Origin of the sequence: Nocardioides exalbidus, assembly GCF_900105585.1 — a bacterium.
Lineage (GTDB): Bacteria > Actinomycetota > Actinomycetes > Propionibacteriales > Nocardioidaceae > Nocardioides > Nocardioides exalbidus.
This window is the reverse complement of record NZ_FNRT01000002.1, coordinates 62019-87445: the sequence shown is the minus strand read 5'-3', so window position 1 is coordinate 87445 and position 25427 is coordinate 62019. Positions and strand designations below refer to the sequence as shown.

The 25427-nt window shown below is 71.2% G+C and carries 20 protein-coding genes; 14 read left to right on the top strand and 6 right to left on the bottom strand.

The genetic code is table 11. The features are described from left to right. Positions 1-16 precede the first annotated feature (16 nt). The 6 genes from BLV76_RS00800 to ettA all read left to right on the top strand — a co-directional run bounded on the left by BLV76_RS00800 (position 17) and on the right by ettA (position 12552). Positions 17-5506 carry a lamin tail domain-containing metallophosphoesterase family protein gene (locus tag BLV76_RS00800; RefSeq protein WP_090967429.1) on the top strand — a complete coding sequence of 1830 codons (5490 nt, stop codon included), beginning with the start codon at positions 17-19 and terminating at the stop codon, positions 5504-5506. Between the two features lie 75 nt (positions 5507-5581). Next, positions 5582-6700, top strand: a complete 1119-nt coding sequence (locus tag BLV76_RS00795; RefSeq protein WP_090967428.1) for a PrsW family intramembrane metalloprotease — start codon at positions 5582-5584, stop codon at positions 6698-6700. Continuing rightward, entirely contained in the window at positions 6697-8463 is a 1767-nt protein-coding gene (locus BLV76_RS00790; RefSeq protein WP_245734481.1) for a GTPase domain-containing protein, read from the top strand. Before BLV76_RS00795 ends, BLV76_RS00790 begins: the two co-directional genes overlap by 4 nt. Before the next feature lie 41 nt (positions 8464-8504). Next, positions 8505-10160: a YfjP family GTPase gene (locus BLV76_RS00785; RefSeq protein ID WP_090967426.1), complete on the top strand. Its 1656-nt coding sequence runs from the start codon at positions 8505-8507 to the stop codon at positions 10158-10160. A 182-nt stretch (positions 10161-10342) separates the two neighbouring features. Then, positions 10343-10747 (top strand): single-stranded DNA-binding protein, encoded by a 405-nt coding sequence (locus tag BLV76_RS00780; protein WP_090967425.1) that lies wholly within the window; start codon positions 10343-10345, stop codon positions 10745-10747. 122 nt (positions 10748-10869) lie between these two features. Further along, a complete protein-coding gene (gene ettA / locus BLV76_RS00775) occupies positions 10870-12552 on the top strand; it encodes an energy-dependent translational throttle protein EttA (protein WP_090967424.1) in 1683 nt (560 codons plus the stop codon). 90 nt (positions 12553-12642) lie between these two features. On the opposite strand, the gene BLV76_RS00770 is transcribed toward ettA, so the two are convergent. From BLV76_RS00770 to BLV76_RS00760, 3 genes are all read right to left on the bottom strand, one after another. Continuing rightward, a complete protein-coding gene (locus tag BLV76_RS00770; RefSeq protein ID WP_090967423.1) occupies positions 12643-13137 on the bottom strand; it encodes a MarR family winged helix-turn-helix transcriptional regulator in 495 nt (164 codons plus the stop codon). Positions 13138-13173: 36 nt separating this feature from the next. Continuing rightward, complete coding sequence (locus tag BLV76_RS00765; protein ID WP_090967422.1) at positions 13174-14388, bottom strand: acetyl-CoA C-acetyltransferase; 1215 nt, start codon at positions 14386-14388, stop codon at positions 13174-13176. Positions 14389-14450: 62 nt separating this feature from the next. Further along, positions 14451-15047 carry a TetR/AcrR family transcriptional regulator gene (locus tag BLV76_RS00760; protein WP_175539508.1) on the bottom strand — a complete coding sequence of 199 codons (597 nt, stop codon included), beginning with the start codon at positions 15045-15047 and terminating at the stop codon, positions 14451-14453. A 133-nt stretch (positions 15048-15180) separates the two neighbouring features. Here BLV76_RS00760 and BLV76_RS22295 point away from each other — a divergent pair, with 133 nt between their 5' ends. Beyond that, a complete protein-coding gene (locus BLV76_RS22295) occupies positions 15181-15363 on the top strand; it encodes a hypothetical protein (protein ID WP_175539507.1) in 183 nt (60 codons plus the stop codon). 75 nt (positions 15364-15438) lie between these two features. Continuing rightward, positions 15439-16296, top strand: coding sequence for an acyl-CoA thioesterase (locus BLV76_RS00755; RefSeq protein ID WP_090967420.1), 858 nt, complete (start codon positions 15439-15441; stop codon positions 16294-16296). Here BLV76_RS00755 and BLV76_RS00750 read toward each other — a convergent pair. Continuing rightward, positions 16293-16685 carry a globin gene (locus BLV76_RS00750; RefSeq protein ID WP_090967419.1) on the bottom strand — a complete coding sequence of 131 codons (393 nt, stop codon included), beginning with the start codon at positions 16683-16685 and terminating at the stop codon, positions 16293-16295. The two genes, BLV76_RS00755 and BLV76_RS00750, sit on opposite strands and share 4 nt — an antisense overlap. A gap of 16 nt (positions 16686-16701) precedes the next feature. Then, positions 16702-17787 carry a mechanosensitive ion channel family protein gene (locus BLV76_RS00745; protein WP_245734480.1) on the bottom strand — a complete coding sequence of 362 codons (1086 nt, stop codon included), beginning with the start codon at positions 17785-17787 and terminating at the stop codon, positions 16702-16704. Between the two features lie 30 nt (positions 17788-17817). On the opposite strand from BLV76_RS00745, the gene BLV76_RS00740 reads away from it, so the two are divergent. After that, positions 17818-18210 carry an intracellular growth attenuator family protein gene (locus BLV76_RS00740; protein ID WP_139306420.1) on the top strand — a complete coding sequence of 131 codons (393 nt, stop codon included), beginning with the start codon at positions 17818-17820 and terminating at the stop codon, positions 18208-18210. Continuing rightward, a complete protein-coding gene (locus BLV76_RS00735; RefSeq protein WP_245734479.1) occupies positions 18197-18580 on the top strand; it encodes a DUF5130 family protein in 384 nt (127 codons plus the stop codon). The genes BLV76_RS00740 and BLV76_RS00735 overlap by 14 nt, the downstream gene beginning before the upstream one ends. Positions 18581-18901: 321 nt before the next feature. Here BLV76_RS00735 and pepN read toward each other — a convergent pair whose 3' ends face one another. After that, positions 18902-21454 (bottom strand): aminopeptidase N, encoded by a 2553-nt coding sequence (gene pepN / locus BLV76_RS00730; RefSeq protein ID WP_090967416.1) that lies wholly within the window; start codon positions 21452-21454, stop codon positions 18902-18904. A 61-nt stretch (positions 21455-21515) separates the two neighbouring features. Between pepN and BLV76_RS00725 the strand changes: the two genes are divergently transcribed. From BLV76_RS00725 to BLV76_RS00710, 4 genes are all read left to right on the top strand, one after another. Further along, positions 21516-22115: a mycothiol-dependent nitroreductase Rv2466c family protein gene (locus BLV76_RS00725; RefSeq protein ID WP_090972141.1), complete on the top strand. Its 600-nt coding sequence runs from the start codon at positions 21516-21518 to the stop codon at positions 22113-22115. A 76-nt stretch (positions 22116-22191) separates the two neighbouring features. Then, complete coding sequence (gene metG / locus BLV76_RS00720) at positions 22192-23985, top strand: methionine--tRNA ligase (RefSeq protein ID WP_090967415.1); 1794 nt, start codon at positions 22192-22194, stop codon at positions 23983-23985. Beyond that, positions 23982-24551, top strand: coding sequence for an LURP-one-related family protein (locus tag BLV76_RS00715; RefSeq protein WP_090967414.1), 570 nt, complete (start codon positions 23982-23984; stop codon positions 24549-24551). Before metG ends, BLV76_RS00715 begins: the two co-directional genes overlap by 4 nt. Then, on the top strand, positions 24551-25426 hold the full coding sequence (locus BLV76_RS00710; protein ID WP_090967413.1) for an alpha/beta hydrolase: 876 nt from the start codon (positions 24551-24553) through the stop codon (positions 25424-25426). The genes BLV76_RS00715 and BLV76_RS00710 overlap by 1 nt, the downstream gene beginning before the upstream one ends. Position 25427: the final 1 nt, after the last annotated feature.

Here is a 25427-nt window from a genome sequence, read left to right as displayed (position 1 = left end):
CCTGTGGCATGCGCCCATGCCGTCCGCGAGATCCGTCCTGACCCTTGCCGCCTCTCTCGCCGTCACCGCCGGGACCCTCGCCGTCACCACGGCGCCGGCCCGGGCGGCGGAGGACCTGCCGGCCCTGCTGGTCACCGAGATCAACGTCGACTCGAGCAACCGCACCGAGGTCGGCGGCAGCTCGGTCGACGCATTCGAGTTCGTCGAGGTGCACAACACGACCGACGCGGCGATCAACCTCACCGATGCCGGCTACTCGGTCGTCTACGCGAGCGGCTCGACGCAGAAGACCCTCACCCACGGTGCGGGCGCCACGGTCCCGGCCCACGGCACGCTCGTGATGTGGCCCCGGCACAGCGGCTTCACCGGGGCCGCCGCCCTCACCGAGCAGGACTTCCGCGACTTCTACACCGGACTCGGCTGGACCGGCTCCTACGACGTCGCCGTCCTCGAGGGCCAGAACGGCCTCAACAACAGCGGCAGCACGCTGTGGCTGCGCCACACCGCCGCCGGCACCACCACCGACGTCGCGCAGGTGAGCTGGGTAGCGACGGAAAAGGGCGTCGACAAGACGGTGGAGTACGCCGCCCCGGCCGACGGCACCGCCGTGCAGAGGGTGCTCGCCACCCAGCAGGACCCGAACCCGGGCGTCGTGCGCGACGAGCAGCTCGACACCACCCCGCCGCCCACTCCGCCGACGGCGCCGGAGCTGTTCGTCTCGGAGGTCCTCCCGGACAACGGCAGCCACACGTTCACCGACGCCGGTGGTGTGCAGCGCACCAGCACGCAGGACAACTTCGAGCTCATCGAGGTCGCCAACACCACGTCGGCCGCGATCGACCTCGCCGACTACTCCCTGGTCTACAACGGCACGGCCACGCTGTCGCTCGCCGCCGGCACGCCCCGGTCCGTCCCTGCCCACGGCACTCTCGTGCTCTGGCTCGACTACCAGACGGGGTCCGCGGACGGCTGGTCGAGCGGCAGCCCGAACTCCTCGCTCTTCACCGACGCCGACTTCCGCAGCCACTACGGGATGCCCGCCGGCACCCCGGTCGGGCACGTGACCGGCCAGGCCGGCCTCGCCAACAGCGGCACCCGCAGCATCGAGCTCCGGACCGCGGCCGGGGCCGTCAGCCGGTCGACGTACGTCGCCGCGAACGACATCGGCCCCGAGCTGTCCGCGCACTACTCCGCACCGGGCGTCGGTGCCATCGAGGCGCCGGTCTTCGCGTCGAAGGCCGCGCCGACCCCCGGCGTGCTCGCGCCCGGCCAGGGCGTCACGCCGCCGGAGGAGACCGGTGTCCCCGCCCAGCCGCCGGCCCCGCCGACCGACCCGTCGCTGAAGGCTCCCGTCCTCCAGGTCACCGAGGTCGCGCCCGACACCGCCAACGCCGGCGGTGGAGACGCCTACGAGTTCGTCGAGGTCTACAACGCCTCCGACGCCCCGGTGCAGTTCCGCGACTTCGTCCTCACCTACCTCTACATCGACGCCAACGCCGTCACGACCAACCAGGCGCTCTGGCCCGCGACGCCGCGCGACGCCGTGATCGACCCGGGCCAGACGCTCGTGCTCTGGGTCAGGAACGGCACCAACGAGGCGCTCGGCCAGGCCGACTTCAACGCGGCCTTCGGTGCCCACCTGACCCTGGGCGAGGACCTGGTCGAGGTGCACACCGCCGGCATGTCCAACGGAGGCCTCCGCGGCATCCGGGTGGCGACCGACACCGGCATCGACACCAGCACGACGTACTACTTCGACGACGCGCAGACCACGCCGACGACGGCGATCCAGTACGCCTGGAACCCGGCCGACTCGCCCGACCACCTGTGGGTGCCGCAGCCGAGGAACGGCACCGTCCAGACGATGACGGGCCTCGCCACGCCGACGCCCGGCTACACCCACCCCGACCAGGTGCCCGCCGGCCTCGTGCGGACGCCCGCCAACGACACCGCGCCGACGATCGACGACCTCACCGGTGGACCGCTGCTCCCGGAGACCGAGGACCTCACGCTCGGCTTCGACGTGCGCGACGACCACCAGGTCCGCACCGCGGAGCTCACCCTCGCCACCGACGTCGGCGACCCGATCGTCCGGTCGCTCCAGTTCGAGTCGCCCGAGCGGTTCGTCTACACCGTCCCGGCCGTCGACCTCTACGGCAAGCAGTGGGTCGACTACACCCTCGAGGTGTCCGACGGCACGCACACCACCACGCTCGGCCCGGTCCGCATCGACCTGTCGGGAGGCCCGCGTCCACCCGTCCGCCTCAACCACGCCGACGGCGACTTCCTCTCCGGCGACGCGCCGATCACCGCGACCACCGACGGCGACCCGGCGGACCTGTCGCTCACCATCGACGACCAGCAGGTCGGTGACGCCGTACCGTCCCTGGAGGCCTCGCCCCGCTTCGCCTTCGAGGCGACCAACACCGACGCCTTCTTCCGCAACGGCGTGAAGATCGGTGACGAGGTGCTGACCGTCTTCGACGAGGGCTACTACGAGCGCACGGTGACGGTCTCCGCCGACGTGCCGCTCGAGAAGGTCGTGCAGGGCCAGCAGGTCACGCTCGGGATCTACGCGGGCACCAAGGCGTGGCCCGACCCCGACCCGAACGAGAACAACGACGACTTCGTCGGCATCGACCCGCGGCTCGCCCTGCCCGACGGCCGCGTGCTGCGACCGGTGTCGTGCGCCAGTGCGGGGGAGGGACAGCAGCCGACGACCCGGGCGTGCCCTGCTCCCGATGCCCGCATCGGCTTCAACGACGCCTCGCTCGTCTACTTCCTCGCCACGTTCGACGTCCCGGCCGACGCCTTCGACTCCGTCCTGCACCAGTGGGACACGACCGCCGTCGCGGACGGCGAGCACACCGTCGCGGCAGCCGCAGGAGCCGGTACGGCGTCGCGCACGCTCGTCGTCGACAACTCGGCGCCGCAGATCACGTCCTCGGTGGCCGACGGCGCGAAGATGCGCGGCTCCTTCGACGTGGACGCCACGGCGACCGACGCGGGCTCCGGCCTCGAGTCGCTCACCGCGACCCTCGACGGCGAGGAGGTCACGCTGCCGCACCCGACGTCCTCGGTCGAGCTCGAACCCGGCGACCACGAGGTCGTGCTGACCGCGGTCGACGTGCTCGGCAACACCCGCACCCGCACGGTCGCCTTCACCACCCCGGAGGAGCAGCCGTCCGCGACCCTCCGGGCGCCGGCGGACGGCGCCGAGGTCCCGTCAGGGGAGGTGGCGCTGCAGGCGACGCCCAGCGACCCCGAGGGCGACGTGCTCGACGTCGAGCTGCGCCGCGGCTTCCACTTCGCCGCGGACGACGAGGCCGTCACCGCGAAGGCGGGCGTCGCCAACGACGCGAGCCGCGTCACGCGCGACGGCGCCGTCCTGCTGACGCAGGAGGAGCTCGCCGCGATCACCACCGAGGACGGGCTCGCGGCGACCACCGCGTCGAAGGACCTGTTCCCCTACCAGCTGTTCACCGTCGACGTGCCCGAGGGCGCGGGCGACGACTTCACCGCCCGCATCCACTGGTCCGGCTCCGCCAACGCCGAGGCACGCGTCGGCCTGCACGTCCTCGACGTCACGGCCGGCGAGTGGGACCAGGTCGACGAGCACCTCACCACGGGCGGCGCGCCGACCGACTTCGACCTCGACGCCCTCGTTCCCGCTGCCGACCACGTGCAGGACGGGAGGATCACCGTCCTGGTGCAGCACTCCGAGGGCTTCACCACGCCCGGCCAGAGCCGGCGCGGCGACCAGGTGGCGCCGTACTCCGGCAAGGGCGTCACGCCCCGCGACCAGTACGACTTCACGGTCGCGTGGGAGTCGGACACGCAGTACTACAACCAGAACCCGGACTTCTACCCGCACCAGCGGGCAATCCACGACTTCCTCGTGGCCCAGCGGTCCAACCTCGACCTGCAGTACCTGATGCACACCGGCGACATCGTCAACGACTGGGACCAGCCGGCCCAGTGGCAGCGCGCCGACGTGGCCTACCGCGACCTCGACGAGGCCGGCATCCCCTACAACGTCCTCGCCGGCAACCACGACGTCGGCCACCACAGCAACGACTACGGCGCCTACGGCCGGTGGTTCGGCGAGGCGCGCTACGCCGGCAACCCCTGGTACGGCGGGTCGCACGAGAACAACCGCGGCAGCTACAACCTGGTCAGCGCCGACGGCATCGACCTGATGGTCGTGACGATGGGCTGGGGCGCCGGTGATCCGCAGATCCGGTGGATGAACCGCGTGATCCGCGAGCACCCCGAGCGCAAGGTGATCATCAACCTGCACGAGTTCATGCTCACCACGGGCGGGCTCGGACCGATCCCGCAGCGGATCATGGACGAGGTCGTGCGGACCAACCCCAACGTCATCGCGGTCGGCTCCGGGCACTACCACGACGCCTACACGCGCACCGACGAGATGGACGACGACGGCGACGGCGTCGCGGACCGCACCGTCTACTCGATGCTCTTCGACTACCAGGGCCTGCCCGAGGGCGGCCTCGGCTACCTCCGGCTGCTCCACTTCGACAACGACGGCGGCCGCATCATCGTCCGCACCTACTCGCCCTCGCTCGACGACTTCGACTCCGACGACCCGTCGCTCGACCAGGTGCACCAGGAGTTCGAGATCCCCTACGCCGCCTCCGGGCTGCAGGCGCGGACCAAGGAGCTGTCGACCGACGAGCTGAGCGTCGACATCCTCACGACGGAGACGATCGAGGCGTACGACGACGTCGCGAGCGGCACCGCACTCGAGGCGACCTGGACCGTCGACCCCGGCGAGCACGGGTGGTACGTCCGGACGGCCGACCCGTACGGCGCCGTCGACCACTCGGTCGTGCACACGTTCACCGCCACCGGGTCGACCGACCCCACGGACCCCCCGACGCCGGAGCCGACCGACCCGCCGACCACCCCTCCGACGACCGAGCCCACGACCCAGCCGACGCCCGTCCCGGGTGCGGTCGTCCCCGGCACCCCGGCGGTCTCGGGCCGGGCCCGCGTGGGCGAGACGCTCACCGTCGACCCGGGGGCGTGGGCCGCCGGGACGTCGCTGGCGTACTCGTGGTCCGCCGACGGCCAGCCGCTGGCGGGGGAGACCGGTCCGACGCTGGTCCTGCGGGCCAGGCACCGGGAGGCGCGGATCAGCGTCACGGTCACGGGCAGCGCGCCGGGCCTCACGCCCGGTGCGGCCACCGCCTCCGCCCGCCGCGACGTGCGCGAGGGCCGGCTCGCGGCGAGCAGGCCGCGCGTCGCCGGCAGGCCTGTCGTCGGCCGGGCGCTGCGGGTGCGGACCGGTGACTGGACCCCCGGCGCGAGGCTGCGGATCGTGTGGCTCGTCGACGGGAGGAAGGTCGGCACGGGCACGCGCCTCGTCGTCCGGCCGGCGCTCCGGGGCGAGCGCATCGCGGTCAGGGTGGTGGGCCGGCTGCGCGGCTACGGGACCGTCACCAGGACCAGCGCGCCGACCCGGGCCGTACGCCGCTCCTGACCCGGCCCACACCCAGGGGTGCGCTCCCGGTCCGTCGACCGGGGGCGCGCACCCCTGCTCCGTTAGGGTTCGGACATGCATCGAGGCCGTCGCGACAGTGTCGCCTTCACCGTCGTGGTGGGCATCCTCGTGCTGCTCGGTGCGCTGGCGATGGCGCTCGTCATCGCGCTGTCCGGTGCGCCGGGATCACTCGCCCTCGCGGCCTTCCTGGCCGCCATCCCCGTCGGCCCGCTCGTCGGCTGCTTCATGTGGCTCGACCGCTACGAGCCCGAGCCCCGCAACCTCCTCGTGGCGGGCCTGCTCTGGGGCGCGTTCGTCGCCACTGCCGCGGCGCTGGTCTTCCAGGGCATCGGCATGGCAGGCGGTGCGAGCGAGCGCGACAGCCTGGCCGTCGTCGCGCCCCTGACGGAGGAGGCGACGAAGGGTGCCTTCCTCCTGCTGCTCCTGTGGTGGCGGCGCCACGAGCTCGACGGGGTCCTCGACGGCATCGTCTACGCCGGCATGGTCGGGATCGGCTTCGCCTACACCGAGAACATCCTCTACCTCGCGGCTGCCTACGACGGCACCAGCGGTCTCGGGCCGGGCGGCACCGAGGCGCTCACCGGCACCTTCATCGTGCGCTGCCTGATCAGCCCCTTCGCGCACCCCTTCTTCACGGTCTTCACCGGCATCGGCGTCGGTCTCGCGATCGCCTCGCGGCACTGGTGGGCGCGGCTGCTCGCACCCCTCGCGGGGTTCGCCATCGCCGCCTTCCTGCACGGCCTGTGGAACTCCTCGACCCTCGACGGCGGCGGCCACTTCTTCGTCGTCTACGGCACGCTCATGTTCCCGGCGTTCCTCGGTGTCGTCGCGTTCGCCGTCTACCGGCGCCGCTCCGAGCGCCCGCTCCTCACGTCCGCGCTCCAGGACGCCGCGGCTCGCGGCCTGCTCCCCGCCACCGACATCCCCTGGCTGGTCGACCTGTCCGCCCGCCGCCAGGCACGGCGGTGGGCGAAGGCCCGGGCCGGGCAGCAGGGCGAGCGGGCGATGCGCGGCTACCAGGCCGCCGCCATCGAGCTCGGCTACCTCCACCACCGCTACCTCCGCGGCACCGCTCCCGACGACTTCTCCGTCCGCGGGCAGGAGCACGTCGACGAGCTCCGGCGGATCCGCCCCTACATCTCCTTCCCCGGACAGGTGGTGCCCACCCGATGAGCGACAACACCGCAATGGTGACCTCGCTGGTCCGCCTGCGCGGCGCCCTGCAGGGCGCGCGCCTGCCGCTCGACCTGCCGGGCGCTGCCGAGCAGCGCGCCAGCCGCGACGAGATGGTCGACCAGCTCGAGGACTACGTCATCCCGCGCCTGATGACCCTCGACGCGCCGCTGCTCGCGGTCGTCGGCGGCTCCACCGGCGCCGGCAAGTCGACGCTGGTGAACTCGCTCGTCGGCACCCGCGTCACCATCCCCGGCGTGCTGCGCCCGACCACGCGCTCGCCCGTCCTGGTGCACCACCCCGACGACGCGAAGTGGTTCGGCCAGGACCGGCTCCTGCCCGAGCTCGAGCGCGTCGACCGCCAGACCAACGACCCCGAGGCGCTCCAGCTGGTGGCCTCCACCGCGATGTCGCCGGGCCTGGCGATCCTCGACGCCCCCGACATCGACTCGGTCGAGGAGCGCAACCGCGTGCTCGCCGCGCAGCTGCTCGCCGCGGCCGACCTCTGGCTGTTCGTCACCTCGGCCGCGCGCTACGCCGACCAGGTGCCGTGGGAGTTCCTCCGCAAGGCCGCCGAGCGCTCGGCGGCGGTCGCGATCGTGCTCGACCGGACCCCGGCCGACGCGGTCGCCACGATCTCCACGCACCTCGCGCGGATGCTCGCCAGCCGCGGCCTCAAGGACTCCCCGCTCTTCAGCGTCGAGGAGGGCGAGGTCTCCGACATGGGGCTGCTGCCCTCCAGCTCGGTGATCGAGATCCGCCAGTGGCTCCAGGCCCTCGCCGAGGACCAGGACGCGCGCCAGGCGGTCGTCCAGCAGACCCTCGACGGCGCCATCCGCACCATGGGTCGTCGTACCCACACCGTCGCCGACGCCGAGACCGAGCAGATCGACGCCGTACGCCGGCTGCGCGACGACGCGAACGCCGCCTACGACCGCGCCGTGACGGCGGTCAGCGAGGCCTCCGCCGACGGCACCCTGCTGCGCGGAGAGGTGCTCGCGCGCTGGCAGGAGTTCGTCGGCACCGGCGAGCTGCTCCGCACGCTCGAGACGAAGGTCGGCTGGATCCGCGACCGCGTCGTCAACGCCGTCAAGGGCAAGCCCCAGCAGGCCGAGCGCGTCACCGTCGCCGTCGAGTCCGGGCTCGAGACGCTGATCCTCGAGCACGCCGAGGCCGCCGCCGAGCGGGCCGAGGCGTCCTGGCGCGGCACCGTGGCTGGCCAGGGCCTGCTCGCCGACGCGGGGGAGGACCTGGGCCGCGCGTCGCGCGACTTCCGCCGCAGGGCCGAGCGCGCGGTCCGCGACTGGCAGGGCGACGTGCTCGAGATGGTGCGGCAGGAGGGCGCCGACAAGCGCTCGACGGCCCGCTTCCTCGCCTTCGGCGTCAACGGCCTGTCCGTCGCCCTGATGGTCGTCGTCTTCGCCCACACGGCCGGCGTCAGCGGCGCCGAGGTCGGCATCGCAGGCGGGTCGGCCGTCCTCGGCCAGAAGCTGCTCGAGGCCGTCTTCGGGGACCAGGCCGTCCGGACCCTGGCCGAGCGTGCCCGGCAGCGCCTCGAGACCCAGTTGGGCGACCTCCTCGACGGGGAGCGGCGGCGCTACACCGACCTCCTCGACAGCCTCGAGGTCGAGCCCGAGTCGCCCGAGCGGATGCGCTCGGCGGCCCGCAAGGTCGACGACCTGCGCTACGCCGCGACCCACCCGGGGGAGCCGGCCCCCAGTCAGCCGGGGCAGGTGTCGGACGATGGTGACCTCGCCCCCTAGGGTTGAGGGTCCACGCACTACCACCGGACCGTGAGGGAGAGATGACGTCGTTGCTCGAAGGGGCCAAGAAGCTGGTCACCAGGAGCTCTGACATCGGCGCCCGCGTCGACGGACTCGAGCGCGCCGCCGCTGCCGCGCGCGGTCGCGTCGACGACGCCGTGGTCGACGACGTCACGACCGTCGCCTCCCGGGCCGCGAGCCGGCTCAAGCTGTCGGCCGACCACACCGTGGTCGCCCTCGCCGGCGCCACCGGCTCCGGCAAGTCCTCCACCTTCAACGCGCTCAGCGGGCTCGAGCTCGCCGCGGTCGGCGTACGCCGTCCCACCACCTCGTGGGCCACGGCCGTCGTGTGGGGCAAGGAGGGCGCCGAGGAGCTGCTCGAGTGGCTCGGCATCCCGGCCCGTCACCAGGTCACCCGTGACTCGATGCTGTCGAAGGCCGACGAGGACGTCGAGATGCGCGGCGTCGTGCTGCTCGACCTCCCCGACCACGACTCCACCGAGGTCTCCCACCACCTCGAGGTCGAGCGACTCGTGCAGCTCGCCGACATGATGGTGTGGGTCCTCGACCCGCAGAAGTACGCCGACGCCGCCATCCACGACCGCTTCCTCAAGCCGCTCGCCGGCCACGCCGACGTGATGCTGGTCGTCCTCAACCACATCGACACCGTGCCGGAGGACCGGCGCGCCACGATGGTGGAGGACGTACGCCGCCTCCTCGAGGCCGACGGCCTGGCCGGGGTCCCGGTGCTTCCGGTCAGCGCTCGCCAGGGCTGGGGGATCGACGAGCTGCGCGGCCTGGTCGCCAAGCGCGTCGCGGAGAAGAAGGTCACCCGCTCGCGCCTCGAGGCCGACGTGAAGTCCGCCGCGCAGCGCCTCCAGGACGCCGCCGGCGCCGGCAAGGTGCCGACGCTGTCGAAGGAGCGGGTCGCCGCGCTCGACGACGCATTCGCCGAGGCGGCCGGCATCCCGACGGTGGTGAAGGCCGTCGGCGACTCGACCCGGATGCGGGCCAACCGCGCCACCGGCTGGCCGGTCACCGCGTGGTTCTCCCGGCTCAAGCCCGACCCCCTCAAGCGACTCCACCTCGACCTCGGCTCGTCCGGCAAGCAGCTCACCGGCGCCGCCCGCACGTCCGTGCCGAAGGCGACCGGTGTGCAGCGCGCGCGCGTCGACACCGAGGTGCGTGCCCTGGCCGACCAGGTGGGCGAGGGCATGGCTCCGTCGTGGGCGAGCGCCGTGCGCGCCGCGTCGGTGTCGCGCCTGCCAGACCTCGGCGACCGCCTCGACCGCGCCGTCGGCCAGACCGACCTCGGCGCCGAGAAGATCCCCGCCTGGGCGGGGCTGGTGCGCGTCCTGCAGTACCTCCTGATCATCTCCGCGATCGTCGGGGCCCTGTGGCTGGGGGTGCTGGCCCTCGGCACCTACGCCCGGGTGCCGGAGCCGCCGACGCCGTCGGTGGGTCCGTTCGCGCTGCCGACGCTGATGCTGGTCGGGGGGATCGTGCTCGGCCTCCTGCTCGCGCTCGTGTGCCGGTGGCTGGTTGCCGCCACGGCGAGGTCTCGCTCGCGCACCGCCGACAAGCGCCTGCGCGACGCCATCTCCGAGGTGTCGGCCGAGATGGTCGTCGCGCCGATCCAGGCCGAGCTCGCGTCCTACACCGAGGTCCGCGAGGGCCTCGCCGTCGCCCTGCGCTGACTCCTGCTCGTCGGTCCCGGTCCTTCGGTGGGCCGATCGTGGGCCGGTAACCGTCCACAGGCGGGTGTTCGCGGCCGTCGTCCACAGGGTCACCGACGGGGGACTGGGAACCGTCGGTCGCGCTGCGGAGCCTTGGGAGCACCGCGGCGGACCCACCGCCGCCCATCCCAGGAGACGCAGCGATGTACGACACCCAGATCACCCTGACCGGCTGGATCGGCGGCGAGGTCACCCACCGCGAGCTCGCCGAGGGCCGCTCGGTCGCGTCCTTCCGCGTCGCGTGCACGCCCACCCACTACCGCGACGGCGCGTGGGTCAAGGGCACCACGTCGTGGCACACCGTCAAGGCGTGGAACCGGCTCGCCCGCCACGTCGCCGACTCGCTCAGCAGCGGCGACCCCGTCGTGGTCCACGGCCGGCTCGTGGCCGACGTGTGGGAGCGCGACGGCAAGCAGCAGACGTCCTACGAGGTGGTCGCCAGCAGCATCGGCCACGACCTCTCGCACGGCACGTCACGCTTCACGAAGCCGGTGGCGCCGGAGGAGCGGGTCGAGGTGCAGGTCGAGGAGCAGCAGGTGGCCGCCTGAGGGCCTTCTGCGACGGGTGAGGCTCCGGCGGCCCGGGACGCCGGAACCTCACGCCTCCCGCACGGTCCGCGCGCGCGGGTGCGATTGTCGGCAGGAGGTCGGTTCCCCGTAGGCTCGCGGGCATGGCTGAGTACGTCTTCACACTGCGCAACGTGCGCAAGGCCCATGGTGACAAGGTCGTCCTCGACAACGTCACCCTCTCCTTCCTCCACGGCGCCAAGATCGGTGTCGTCGGACCCAACGGAGCGGGAAAGTCCACGCTCTTCAAGATCATGGCCGGGCTCGAGCACGCCAACAACGGCGACGCGATCAAGGACCCGGAGGCCACAGTCGGCATGCTCCAGCAGGAGCCGCCGCTGACCGAGGGCAAGACCGTCCTGGAGAACGTCGAGGAGGCCGTGGCCGACCTCAAGGGCAAGATGAAGCGCCTCGAGGACGCCTACATGGAGATGGGCGAGCCCGACGCCGACCAGGACGCCCTCATGCAGGAGACCGGCGACCTCCAGACCGAGCTCGACAACGCCAACGCGTGGGACCTCGACAGCCGTCTCGACCAGGCCATGGACGCGCTGCGCTGCCCGCCGCCGGACGTGCTGGTCGACAACCTCTCCGGTGGTGAGCGCCGCCGCGTTGCCCTCTGCAAGCTGCTGCTCGAGCAGCCCGACCTCCTGCTCCTCGACGAGCCCACCAACCACCTCGACGCCGAGTCGGTCCAGTGGCTCGAGGGCCACCTCAAGACCTACCCGGGTGCCGTCATGGCGATCACCCACGACCGCTACTTCCTCGACAACGTCGCCGAGTGGATCGCCGAGGTCGACCGCGGCCAGATCCACGGCTACGAGGGCAACTACTCGACCTACCTCGAGACCAAGCGCGACCGGCTCAAGGTGGAGGGGCAGAAGGACGCCAAGCGCGCCAAGATGCTCGAGAAGGAGCTGGAGTGGGTCCGCTCCAACGCCAAGGCCCGCCAGACCAAGAGCAGGTCGCGTCTCGCGCGCTACGAGGAGATGGCGGCTGAGGCCGACCGGATGCGCAAGATCGACACCTCCGAGATCAACATCCCCGCCGGCCCCCGGCTCGGTGACATCGTGCTCGAGTCCGAGAAGCTCGAGAAGGGCTTCGAGGGTCGCCTCCTCATGCACGACCTGTCGTTCAAGCTGCCCCGTGCCGGCATCGTCGGCGTGATCGGTCCCAACGGTGTCGGCAAGACCACGCTGTTCCGGATGATCACCGGCCAGGAGGAGCCCGACGCGGGTGAGCTCAAGGTCGGCCAGACCGTGAAGATCTCCTACGTCGACCAGACGCGTGGCGGCATCGACCCCAACAAGAACGTCTGGGAGGTCGTCTCCGACGGCCTGGACTTCATCAAGGTCGCCAACTTCGAGATGAACAGCCGCGCCTACGTCGCGTCGTTCGGCTTCAAGGGCCCCGACCAGCAGAAGAAGGCCGGCGTGCTCTCCGGCGGTGAGCGCAACCGCCTCAACCTCGCGCTGACGCTGAAGATGGGCGGCAACATGCTGCTCCTCGACGAGCCCACCAACGACCTCGACGTGGAGACGCTGTCCTCGCTCGAGGACGCGCTGCTCGACTTCCCCGGGTGCGCCGTGGTCACCTCCCACGACCGGTGGTTCCTCGACCGCGTCGCGACCCACATCCTCGCGTGGGAGGGCGACGACCAGGACCCGGCCAAGTGGTTCTGGTTCGAGGGCAACTTCGCGTCCTACGAGGAGAACAAGGTCGAGCGCCTCGGCATCGACGCTGCGCGCCCCCACCGGGTCACGCACCGCCGCCTGACGCGCGACTGACCGAGCTTCGCACCCGAGTCTCCCGCTTGTCGGCCCGGATCTGGGCCGACAAGCGGGGGAGTCACCGGATATCCGGTGACCGCCCCGGGCTCAGGACTGCCTGATCTCCGACTCCGGGTGGCGGTTGACCAGGTGGTCGGCGACGGCGTCGAAGACCCGGCCGACGGCGGCGAAGTCGGCCTCGGGGACGAGGTCGAGGATGTTGCGCCGCACGCTCTCCACGTGGCACGGAGCGGCGCGCACGAGCAGGTCGTAGCCGGACTCGGTCATGGTGGCGACGACCCCTCGTCCGTCCTCGGGCGTGGTCCCGCGGGTGACGTAGCCGGCCTGCTCCATGCGGGCGACGGTGTGCGTCACGCGGCTGCGCGAGTGCGCCATCGCATCGGCGAGCTGGGCCATCCGCATCGCGCGCCCGGTCCGCTCGGACAGGCGCACGAGCACCTCGTACTCGGTCAGTGACATGCCGAACTCGCGGCGCAGGTCGTCGTCGAGCCGCTCCTCGAGCAGGGTCATGCCCATCATCAGGGCACGCCACGCGTGCTGCTGGCCGTCGTCGAGCCAGCGCGGCTCCCCCTCGGAGGTCATGGAAGGCACCCTAGTGCGGCCGGGCCGTCGAACGGCTCAGGCCGTGCGCTCCAGGATCATCGCCATTCCCTGGCCGCCGCCCACGCACATGGTGATCAGGCCGGTGGACTTGTCGTGCCAGTCGAGGCTGTTGAGCATCGTGTTCTGCAGCCGGGCGCCGGTCATGCCGAAGGGGTGGCCGACGGCGATGGCGCCGCCGTTGACGTTGAGCCGGTCGAGGTCGATGCCGAGGTCCTGGTAGGACGGCACCACCTGGGCGGCGAAGGCCTCGTTGATCTCGACGAGGTCGATGTCGCCGATGCTCATGCCGGCGTGCTTCAGGGCGTTCTTCGTCGCCTCGACCGGGCCCAGGCCCATGATCTCCGGCGAGAGGCCCGAGACCCCGGTGGAGACGATGCGCGCGAGTGGGGTGAGGCCGAGCTCCTTGGCCTTGGTGTCGGACATGACCACGACGGCCGCGGCGCCGTCGTTGAGCGCGCAGCAGTTGCCGGCCGTGACGACGCCGTCGGGGCGGAACACCGGGTCGAGCCCGGCGATGGCGTCGTACGTCACTCCGGCGCGGGGGCCGTCGTCCTTGGTCACGACGGTGCCGTCGGGGGTGGTGACGGGGGTGATCTCGCGCTCCCAGAAGCCGTCGGCGATGGCCTTCTCGGCGAGGTTCTGCGAGCGGACGGCGAACTCGTCGAGCTCCTTGCGGTCGAGGCCGCGCAGGCGGGCGACGTTCTCCGCGGTCTGGCCCATGGCGATGTAGATGTCGGGGAGCAGGCCGTCCTCGCGCGGGTCGTGCCAGTCCTGCCCGCCCTTGGCGTACTCGTCCGTGCGGGCGTTCGCGTCGTCGAAGAGCGGGTTGCGGGTGCCCGGGATGTGGTCGGAGGTGCCCTTGGCGAAGCGGGAGACGGTCTCGACACCGGCGGAGACGAAGATGTCGCCCTCGCCCGCCTTGATCGCGTGGAAGGCCATCCGGGTGGTCTGCACCGACGAGGAGCAGTAGCGGGTGACGGTCGCGCCCGGGACCTCGAGGCCGAGGAGCGTGGTGACGACGCGCGCCATGTTGTTGCCGGACTCCCCACCCGGGAGACCGCAGCCGAGGAGCAGGTCCTCGATGGTGTGCGGGTCGAGCCCGGGGACCTTGTCGAGCGCGGCCTGCACGGCCAGGACGGTGAGGTCGTCGGGGCGGAAGTCCTTCAGCGAGCCCTTGTTGGCCCGGCCGATGGGGGTGCGCGCTGCGGAAACGATCACTGCCTCGGGCATGGAGAACTCCGGTTACTGGTCGGTCACATCTGTCCTCTGCAGCGTAGTCCGGTCTGCCTCGTTCAGGGAGTGTCGGGGTCGCCGCCGAGGCCGGTGAGCAGCTGCTCCACGCTGTCGTCCACGAAGGCGCGTCGTCTCCTCGCCGGCAGCAGCAGCGAGGCCAGGAGCACGCCGTCGAGCGCGGCCACGAGGGTCTCGGCGGCGCCGCCGCCACCCTTGCCCGCGCTGCTGAGCACCTCGCGCACCATGGCGACGAGATCGTCCCGCCACTGGGTGAACCGCTCCGCGAGCCTCGGGTCGCGGGTCGCGGCGACGGTCAGCTCGAGTCGGGCAGCCAGCAGGTCCGGCTGCTCGAGCCACCGGGAGAACAGCTTCGACACCTCGACGACCGCACGCTCGTGGTCGCCGGGGCACGACGCGAGTCGTACGCCGAGGGCCTGCACGTCCGCGGCCAGCCGGTCGGCGACGAAGTCGCCGAGGGAGCCGATGAGCGCCTCTCGTGTGCGGAAGTACGCCGACGAGCTGCCCTCGGCGAGACCCGCCTCGCGGTCGACGGCGCGGTGGGTGAGCCCGCGGTTGCCCTGCTGCGCCAGCACCGTCGTCGCGGCGGCCAGGATCTCGCGGCGCCGCGGGGACAGCTCCTCGGTCGCTGGGCTCACGGCTCTCCTCACGGCTCGGGCGGGCGCGGGGCCCTCGTGACGCAGGACACTACCGATCCGGGTTGCGCTGCTCGGGCAGAGGCGTAGTCTTCTACATACGTAGAAGTTCTTCACCTGTAGAAAGGCCCCGATCATGCAGCTCATCAGCGCCTCCGCCACCATCACCCTCCTGGTCGTCGTCGGCATCGCCGCCCTGGCCGCCATCGCGATGGCCGCCGTCGCGGTCCCGGCCACCCTCCGCGAGACCCGCCGCGACCGCGTCAGCCGCCGCGAGTCGATCCCCACCTACTACGGCCGCCTCCACTTCGCGCACTGATCTCCGCTGAGTGATCCCCGGCTGACCGGGGATCACGAAACCCCCCGATCGCCCCGCTTCTGCGACGATCGGGGCGTGCGCCACCTCTACCGCTGCCCGCTCCGGTGGGCCGACCTCGACCTGCTCGGCCACGTCAACAACGTCACCTACGTCGACTACCTCCAGGAGGCGCGGGTGGACATGTTCCGCACCCACGCCCCCGACAGCCGCAGCGAGGACCTCGCCGAGGGCGTGGTCGTCGTACGCCACGAGGTCACCTACGTCTCCTCGCTCACGTTCGGCTTCGAGCCGGTCTCGATCGAGTGCTGGGTCACCGAGATCCGGGCGGCGAGCTTCACGATGGCCTACGAGGTCTTCGCCGAGGACGGGTCGGGGGAGCGCGCGGTCTACCTGCGTGCCCGCACGGTGCTGACGCCCTACGTCTTCGCCACCGAGCGCCCGCGCCGCCTCCACCCGGAGGAGAAGGAGTCGCTCGGCCGTCTGCTCGAGGCCGACGAGCCGGTGCGCCCCACCGCGGCGCCCGAGCCGGTCGACGTCCCGGGAGGGGCGTACGACGTCCACGTCCGGTTCAGCGACGTCGACGTCTACGGCCACGTCAACAACGTGAAGTACTTCGAGTACTTCCAGGAGGCCAGGATCCAGCTGATGGTCGCCCAGGGTCGCGAGCTCGGCGAGGGGTTCCACCTCGTCGTCGCGCAGACCGACGTCGACTACAGGCGACCGATCCTCTTCCGTCCCGAGCCCTACGACTGCCGCACGTGGGTGTCGCACGTCGGGAGCACGTCGGTCGTCTTCGAGTCGGTCGTGCGAGACGGCGACCAGGTGCTCGCGCGCGCCCGCGTCGTCGGCGTCTGCATGGACAACGAGACCGGTCGCCCGACGCCCGTGCCGGACAGCTTCCGCGCGGCGGCGACGATCCCGGCGGCCGGCTAGACCTCTTCGAGGGTGTTGACCATGAACTGGGCGGCGTGGGTCACGTAGTCCCAGAACCGCTCGTCCTGGTCGGCCGGCAGTGCAGCAGCGTCGAGGCCGGCGCGGAAGTGCACCAGCCAGCGCTCGGCGGCGGCCGGGGTGACACGGAACGGCGCGTGGCGCATCCGCAGGCGCGGGTGCCCGCGGTCGTCGGAGTACGTCGTAGGCCCGCCCCAGTACTGCATGAGGAACAGCGTGAACCGCTCCTCCGCCGGGCCGAGGTCCTCCTCGGGGTACATCGGGCGCAGCAGGTCGTCGCCGGCCACGCCCTCGTAGAAGCGGTGCACGATCGTGCGGATCGTCGCCTCGCCGCCGATCTCGTCGTAGAACGTGTCACTCACGAGACCCATTCTCCCGGCCGCGTGGTCACGCCTTCTCGGTGGGCTCCCCGGAGGCCGCGGACGGGGCGCTCTGCTGCCACGTGACGCGCTGGGCCACCGCGAGGTTGATGCCCTCCGCCTCGAAGCGCGCCTTGACGCGCTCACGCATGGTCCGGGCGATGGCCCACTGCTGCAGCGGGGCCGTCTTGAGGGTCACCCGCATGACGATGCCGTCCACGCCGAGCGACTCCACGCCCCAGACCTCGGGCTCCTCGATGATCTGGCCCTGGAAGTCCTCGTCGTCCCACAGGGAGTGGGCGACCTCCTCGAGCACCTGGCGCACCTTCACCAGGTCCTCGGTGTAGCCGACGGTCACGTCGAGCACGGTGCGGGCCCAGTTCTGGCTCATGTTCCCGACCCGCAGCACCTCGCCGTTGCGGACGTACCAGACCGTGCCGTTGACGTCGCGCAGCCGGGTGACCCGCAGGCTGACGGCCTCGATCGTGCCGGAGGCCTCCCCGAGGTCGACGACGTCGCCCACGCCGTACTGGTCCTCGAAGATCATGAAGATGCCGGACAGGAAGTCCTTCACCAGCGTCTGCGCGCCGAACCCGAGCGCCACGCCCAGGATCCCGGCACCGGCGATGAGCGGGGCGATGTCGTAGCCGAGCTCGGAGATGAACATCAGCGCGATCACGGTGAACACGACACCGGTGACGATGCTCTTGAGCAGCGACCCCATGGTCGCCGCGCGCTGGACTCGGCGGGTGTAGCCGGCGTCCTCACCGAGGTTGAGGTACTCGCCGACCCTGCCGGCCACCTTGCCGCCGGAGATGGCGCGGCTGAGCCGGTCGGGCAGCACGCCCACCTCGGCCTGCTTGACGACGCGGTCGATGACCCGGTGCAGCAGCCACCGGACCAGGAGCCCGATGACGACCAGTCCGACCAGGGCGCTCGGCTTGCCCACGACCCAGTCCGCGACGTTGGCCAGCGGCTGGTTGTCGGTCCTGTCGAGCACCAGGTTGCAGAGCCACTCGTCGCTCGCGCAGGCGGCCATGGTGTCGATCGATGTGGTCCCGCTCCCGGAGACCTCGGTCACAGTCATGATCGGGGTGATGAGGGGGTGAGGCATGCCCGCCAGTATGCAGATAGCCTTCTACCCGTGAGCACGCACGCCACCCGACCCCGCACGTCTCGTCCAGGCCTCCGGCGCCTCTCGATGGCCTCCGTCCTGGCGTCCGCGCCGGCGCTGGCCCTGCTGGCCGCGCCGGCCCATGCCGACGTGCCGAAGGGCTGGGGTGGCGAGGAGGTCCACTACGAGCCCGACGCGCTGCACGCGCTCGGCCTCTACCTCGGTGCGCCCCTCCTGCTCTTCGTCGTGATCGCGGTGCTGATCTACCTCCCGGCCATGATCCGCGGGGAGAAGCTGCTCCCGCACCACGACGCCGTCGACGGCGAGGGCCAGTGGATCGGCGGACCGCGCCAGGGCATCGCCGAGCTCCCGGCGGCCGACGGTGAGGACTCGCGGGCAGGCGGCGCAAGTGGCCGCTGGTGAACCGCTGACCGAGGCCGACCGGCTCGCCCTCGACCGCACCATCCGCATCGCCGAGCAGTCCAGTCGCTTCGAGTTCTCGGTCTACGTCGGCCCGGCTCAGGGTGACGACACCCGTGCCTGGGCCACCCGCCTGCACAACCGCCTCGTCGCGCCCGCGCGCAGCGTGATGGTGATCGTCGATCCCCGCCGACGGGTGATCGAGGTCGTCACCGGCGGCGACGTACGCCGGCACCTCAGCGACGCCGAGGTCGAGCTCGCCGTGCTGGCCATGTCGTCGGAGTTCGCCTCCGGCAACCTGCTCGCCGGCCTCCAGCGCGGCATCACGATGCTCGCCGAGCACGCACGCCCGCAGAACACTTTGCACGCCTAGCCTCTGGCGCTCGCTCCGCTCGCGCGTGCTCGCCGCCCCGGAGGACGTCGTCCTTCCTCCTCGCTCGACCTCCGCTGCCTCGCTGCGCTCGTCACGCTTGCTCGCTCGTCGTCACGACAACGTGGGGCGGCGAGCGCGACGGCTGAAGTGGCGGCAACCCGTCCCGCTCCGCTCGCGCCTTTCGGTGGAGCGCTACCGAACGGTACGGCGCCCGCCACGGCGTGTCGGGGCCCCGACTGTTCGGTAGCGACCCCCAGCCACACGCACGAGCCCCTCCCCGCGATCGCTCGCGGGAAGGGGCTCGTGGTGTCAGTACGTCGCTCAGCCCCTGTCGTGGACCTGGGCTGCGAGAGCGCGGGCGATGTCGGCGCGGGCCTCGCCGATGTAGCGCTGGGCCTGCTTGGGCGCGTTGTTGTCGGCGAGCCACTCGTCGAGGCGGGCGATCGTGGCCTCGGAGCCGAGCGACTTGGGGAAGCCGTACTCGAGGACCGTCGAGGCCTTGTGGAAGCCGAGCACGTCGACCAGCGTCTCGGACGCGGTGAGGAACTTCTCCAGGTAGGGCGCGAGGACGTCGTCCTGGCCGAAGCGGAAGATCGAGAAGGCGATCTCGCGCGCGGTCTCGTTGGGCGTCGACGGGTCGAGGATCGCGTTCCAGGCGGCCTCCTTGGCCTCCGGGGTGGGCTGCGAGGCCCGGGCGGCGGCCGCCTGCTCCTTGCCCGAGATGGTCTTGTCGACCTCGAGCTCGGCGTCGATCTCGGCATCGCCGAAACGACCGGACTTCGCCAGCGCGGTGATGAGCCCCCAGCGCATGTCCTGGTCGATCTCGAGGCCCTCGACCACGAACGAGCCGTCGAGCAGGCCGATGAGCTCGTCCAGGGCCGCGTCGCTGCGCGCGGCAGCGGCGTAGGACCGGGCGAAGGTGAGCTGGTGGTCGCTGCCCGGCTCGGCGGCGAGCAGCAGCTCGCGCAGGCCGGACTCCCACGTGGCCGACAGCTCGTCGCGGTGCGCGGGGTCGGAGTAGAACGCGACGGACAGCGCGGTCGAGGCGGGGATCCGGGTGACGGCCCACGCGTCGGTCTCGGCGCCGATGTTGGCGAGGACGAGGTCGACCCAGTCGCGGGTGCGCATCTCGGCGTCGCGGGTCATGTCCCACGCGGCACCCCAGATGAGGGCCCGGGGGAGGGAGTCGTCGAACGTCGACAGCGACGAGATCGCGGTCGCGAGCGAGCGCTCGTCGAGGCGGATCTTGGCGTAGGCGTGGTCCTCGTCGTTGAGCAGCAGCAGCGCGGGCTGCTGCACGCCGACCAGCTCGGCGACGCCGGTGCTGGCGCCCTCGACGTCGATCTCCACGTAGTCGCGGCGCACGAGGCGGCCGCCCACCTCGTCGTACAGGCCGATGCCGAGGCGGTGGCGGCGCAGGGTCGGCCAGTCCGGGTGGGCCGACTGCTCGACGGAGAACGACGAGTAGGCGCCGTCGGCGTCGAGCTCGAAGCGCGGCGTCAGGGTGTTGACGCCGGCGGTCTGGAGCCACTCCTGGGCCCAGCCCTGGAGCTCGCGGCCCGAGGACTTCTCGAGGGTGGCGAGGAGGTCCTTGAACTCGGGGTTGCCGTACTCCCACTCGCGGAAGTAGGCACGCAGGCCCTCGAGGAACGGGTCGATGCCGACCCACGCGACGAGCTGCTTGAGCACCGAGGCGCCCTTGGCGTAGGTGATCATGTCGAAGTTGACCTCGACCGCGTGGAGGTCGACGTTGTCGGCCGCGATCGGGTGCGTCGAGGGCAGCTGGTCGGCGCGGTAGCCGGTCTGCTTGCGGGCGTTGGCGAAGCCGGTCCAGGCGTCGTCGAACTCAGTGGCGTTGGCCTCGCACCAGTAGCAGGCCCACTCGGCGAACGACTCGTTGAGCCAGAGGTCGTCCCACCACTTCATCGTCACGAGGTCGCCGAACCACATGTGGGCCATCTCGTGGGTGATCACGGAGGCGCGGAACTCGAAGAACGAGCGCGCCTGCCGGCTGCGGGGGAGGTACTCGTCACGCAGCGTCACGCAGCCGGCGTTCTCCATCGCGCCGGCGTTGTACTCGGGGACGTAGAGCTGGTCGTACTTCCCGAAGGGGTAGGGGTAGTCGAACTGCTCCTCGAAGAACGCGAAGCTCTGCTTGGTGAGCTTGACCAGCTCGGCCGTGTCCATGTGCTCCTTGAGCGACTGGCGGCAGTAGTGGCCGAGCGGGATGGTGCCGAACTTGCCCTCGTAGGTGTCGAACTCGCCGTGGTACTCGCCGGCGACGATCGCGGTGATGTAGGTCGACATCTTCTTGGTGGTGGGGAAGTTCCACACCGCGACGCCGTCGCTGACCGGCGTGGGCTCGGGGGTCGCCGCGTTGGAGACGACCACCCAGTCGGCCGGTGCGGTGACGTTGAAGGTGAAGACCGACTTGAGGTCGGGCTGCTCGAAGGTGGTGAAGACGCGGCGGGCGTCGGGCACCTCGAACTGGCTGTAGAGGTAGACGCGGTCGTCGACGGGGTCGACGAACCGGTGCAGGCCCTCGCCCGTGTTGGAGTAGGCGCAGTCGGCGACCACGACGAGCGTGTTGGTCGCCTCGAGGTCGTCGAGCGCGATGCGGCTGTCGGCGTACGCCGTCGCGGGGTCGAGGCTGCGGCCGTTGAGCGTGATCTCGCGGACGCTCGGCGCGACGAGGTCGGCGAACGTGCTCGACCCTGGCTGGCGGCAGGTGAACTCGAGGGTGGTGGTGGAGGCGAAGGTCGACTGGTCGGCGTTCGTGGCGCTCGTGAGGTCCAGGTCGACGGCGTACGACGTCACGTCCAGCAGGGTGGCGCGGGCGGCGGCTTCGTCGCGGGTGAGGTTGGTTCCAGGCATGGGTGGCATCCTGCCACCGGGCCAGTGGAATAGACCCGGCCGGTGGGGGATTGTGGTGGTCATGGCTACCGCTGACCTCTGGTTCGACCCGCTCTGCCCGTTTGCCTGGATCACCTCGCGCTGGATCCGCGAGGTCGAGCAGGTCCGCGACATCGACGTGCAGTGGCACGTGATGTCGCTGGCGTACCTCAACAAGGACAAGGACATCCCCGACGGCTACCGGGAGATGCTCCAGGGCACGGAGAAGCCGGTCCGCGTCGCGATCAAGATCGCGCAGGAGCACGACAACACGACGCTGGGCGACTGGTACACCGCCATCGGCACCCGTCGCCACAACAACGGCGAGGAGCTCTCGAAGGAGACCGTCGCCGCGTCGCTCGCCGACGTCGGCCTGCCCGCCGAGCGGATCGAGGCCTGGGACGACGAGTCGCTCGACGAGGCCGTCGCGAAGAGCCACCACGAGGGCATGGACCCGGTCGGCGACGACGTCGGCACGCCGACGATCCACGTCAACGGCTCGGCGTTCTTCGGCCCGGTGCTCTCGAAGATCCCGCGGGGCGAGGAGGCCGGCGAGCTGTGGGACGGCACCGTGGCCGTCGCGAAGTTCCCGTACTTCTACGAGCTCAAGCGCACCCGCACCGGCGACCTCGACTTCTCCTGAGCGTCCGGTCCCACCTCGTCTGATCACGGGCGCCACCCGGGGAAACCGGGTGGCGCCCGATCACTAGGCTGACCCCATGACACGTGTCCTGTCCGCCGTCGCCTGGCCGTACACCAACGGCCCGCGCCACATCGGCCACGTCGCCGGTTTCGGCGTGCCCTCCGACGTCTTCAGCCGGTTCATGCGGATGGCGGGCCACGACGTGCTGATGGTCAGCGGCACCGACGAGCACGGCACCCCGATCCTGGTCCTGGCCGACAACGAGGGCCTGCCGCCGCGCGAGCTCGTCGACAAGTACAACCAGGTCATCGTCGACGACCTCTGCGGGCTGGGCCTGTCCTACGACCTCTTCACCCGCACCACGACGGGCAACCACTACGCAGTGGTGCAGGAGATGTTCGAGACCTGTCGCCAGAACGGCTACATGGTCGAGGAGACCACCAAGACCGCGATCAGCCCGTCGACCGGGCGCACGCTGCCCGACCGCTACATCGAGGGCACGTGCCCGATCTGCGGCTACAAGGAGGCGCGCGGCGACCAGTGCGACAACTGCGGCAACCAGCTCGACGCGACCGACCTGATCGACCCGAGGTCGAAGATCAACGGCGAGACGCCGGAGTTCCGCGACACCCAGCACTTCTTCCTCGACCTGCCCGCGCTGGCCGAGGCGCTCGGGGAGTGGCTCGACCAGCGCGAGGCCACCGGCCTCTGGCGGCCCAACGTCATCCGGTTCAGCCAGAACATCCTCAAGGAGATCCGGCCGCGGGCGATGACGCGCGACATCGACTGGGGCATCCCGGTGCCGGGCTGGGAGGACCAGCCGACCAAGCGCCTCTACGTCTGGTTCGACGCCGTCATCGGCTACCTCTCGGCCTCGATCGAGTGGGCGCGACGGCTGGGTGAGCCCGACAAGTGGCGCGAGTGGTGGAACGACGCGGACGCCGAGTCCTACTACTTCATGGGCAAGGACAACATCGTCTTCCACTCCCAGATCTGGCCTGCCGAGCTGCTGGCCTACAACGGGGCGGGCGACAAGGGCGGCGAGCCCGGCACCTTCGGCGTGCTCAACCTGCCCACCGAGGTCGTCTCGAGCGAGTTCCTCACCTTCGGCGACTCGCAGTTCTCCACCAGCCGCGGCAACGTGATCTACGTCGGCGACTTCCTCGCCCGCTACGGCGCCGACGCGCTGCGCTACTACATCTGCGCCGCCGGCCCGGAGACCTCGGACGCCGCCTTCACGTGGGCCGACTTCGTCACCCGCAACAACTCCGAGCTCGTCGCCGGCTGGGGCAACCTGGTCAACCGCACGGCCACGATGATCGCCAAGAACTTCGGAGAGATCCCGGTGGCCGGCCCGCTCGAGGAGGTCGACGAGCAGGTGCTCGGCACCGTCCGCGACGGCTTCGCAGGAGTCGGCGACCTCATCGAGAAGCACCGGCTCCGCGCGGCGATCGCCGAGGCGATGCGCGTGGTGGGCGAGGTGAACAAGTACCTCACGGTCACCGAGCCCTACAAGATGAAGGACGAGTCGCAGCGCGAGCGGCTCGGCACGGTGCTGCACGTCGCCGCCCAGTGCGTGAGCGACTGCAACACCCTGCTCTCGCCGTTCCTGCCCCATGCCGCCAATAAGGTCCACACGACCCTGGGCGGCGAGGGCGAGCTCATGCCGATGCCGCGCATCGAGCAGGTCGAGGAGCTCGAGCCGGACAACGGCGCCGGGCACACGTCGTACTCGGTCATCACCGGCGACTACGCGGGCACCCCGGCCTGGGAGTCACGCCCGATCCTGGTCGGGTCGAAGGTCGACAAGCCGACGCCCGTCTTCACCAAGCTGGACCCGTCCATCATCGAGGAGGAGCTGTCGCGATGACTGCCGACATGTACCTGCCCCACTTCGTCGTGAAGCAGAAGCTCACGATGATGATCAACCGCTACGAGGTCTCCGAGTCCGACGCGGTCGGCAACCCGACCCGGCTGATGGCGCTGGCCGAGCAGAAGCGGATGGCGTTCAAGGAGCAGGTGACCTTCTTCTCCGACACCGGCAAGTCGCGCCCGGTGTTCGGCTTCAAGGCGCGCCGCAAGCTCGACCTCAACGCCGGCTACGACATCACCGACGAGCAGGGCGCCCAGATCGGCTACTTCAAGAAGGACTTCGGCGCCTCGCTGCTCCGCTCGACCTTCCACGTCGAGGGCCCGGGCTTCGCCGGCACCGGTCAGGAGCGCAACCAGCTGGTCGCGATCCTGCGGCGCTTCACCGACCTGCCTTTCCTGCCCGTGCACTTCGACTTCCTCGACCCCGAGGGCAAGCCGCTCTTCTCGGTCGAGCGGAAGATGTCGATCGGCGACCGCTACCGGGTCACCGTGCCCGACCAGCGGGTCGACTTCCGCGTCGCCGCGGCGATCGCCGTCGGGCTCGACGCCCTCATGTCGCGGTGATGTACCCCGAGGTACGACGAGCGGTCGAGGCGGAGCAGGCGTCCGGTCTCGACCTGCGCGCGCCCGGCTTCGACCTCGCCGCGCACCGCGAGGAGGTCCGGCTCGCCAACCTCGCCCAGCCCCGTGAGGACGTCGCGGCGGTCGAGGAGGTCGACGCTGACGGCGTCCGGTGCCGGCTCTACACGCCCGCCGACGCACTGCCCGGCCTGGTCGTGCACGCCCACGGCGGTGGCTTCGTGCTCAACGACATCGACGTGCACGACGCGATCTGCCGCCGGTTCGCCAACCGCGTGCGCCGCCCGGTGCTGAGCGTGGACTACCGCCGCCCGCCCGAGGCGAAGTTCCCCGCCGCCCCCGACGACCTGGACACCGTCGTCGCGTGGCTGCGGCGCGAGGGACCCGCAGGCCCGTACGCCGCCCACGGCGACTCCGCGGGCGGCAACCTGGCGCTGGTGGCCGCGCTGCGAAACCCCGGCTTCTTCGACGTGCTGGCGCTCGTCTACCCGTTCCTCGACCCGCGCAACGGCTTCCCGTCGTGGGAGCTCGGCGCCGCCAACGGCTTCGACCCGTCCGAGGCCACCTGGTACTGGGAGCACTACGCCCGCACCGAGGCCGACTACGACGACCCCGACCTCGCGCCGCTGCTCTCCGACCGGCTCGGCACCCTGCCGCCGACGTTCGTGGCTACCGCCGAGGCCGACCCGCTGCGCGACGAGGGCGAGGAGCTGGCCCGCCGGATCGTCGAGACCGGCGTCGAGACCGTCGGCATCCGGTGCCTCGGGCAGACGCACGGCTTCTGGCGCCACGCCGCCTTCACCGCCTCCGAGCCGCTGGTGCGGTCGGTGGCCGGCTACCTCGACCAGCACCTGTCCTGAC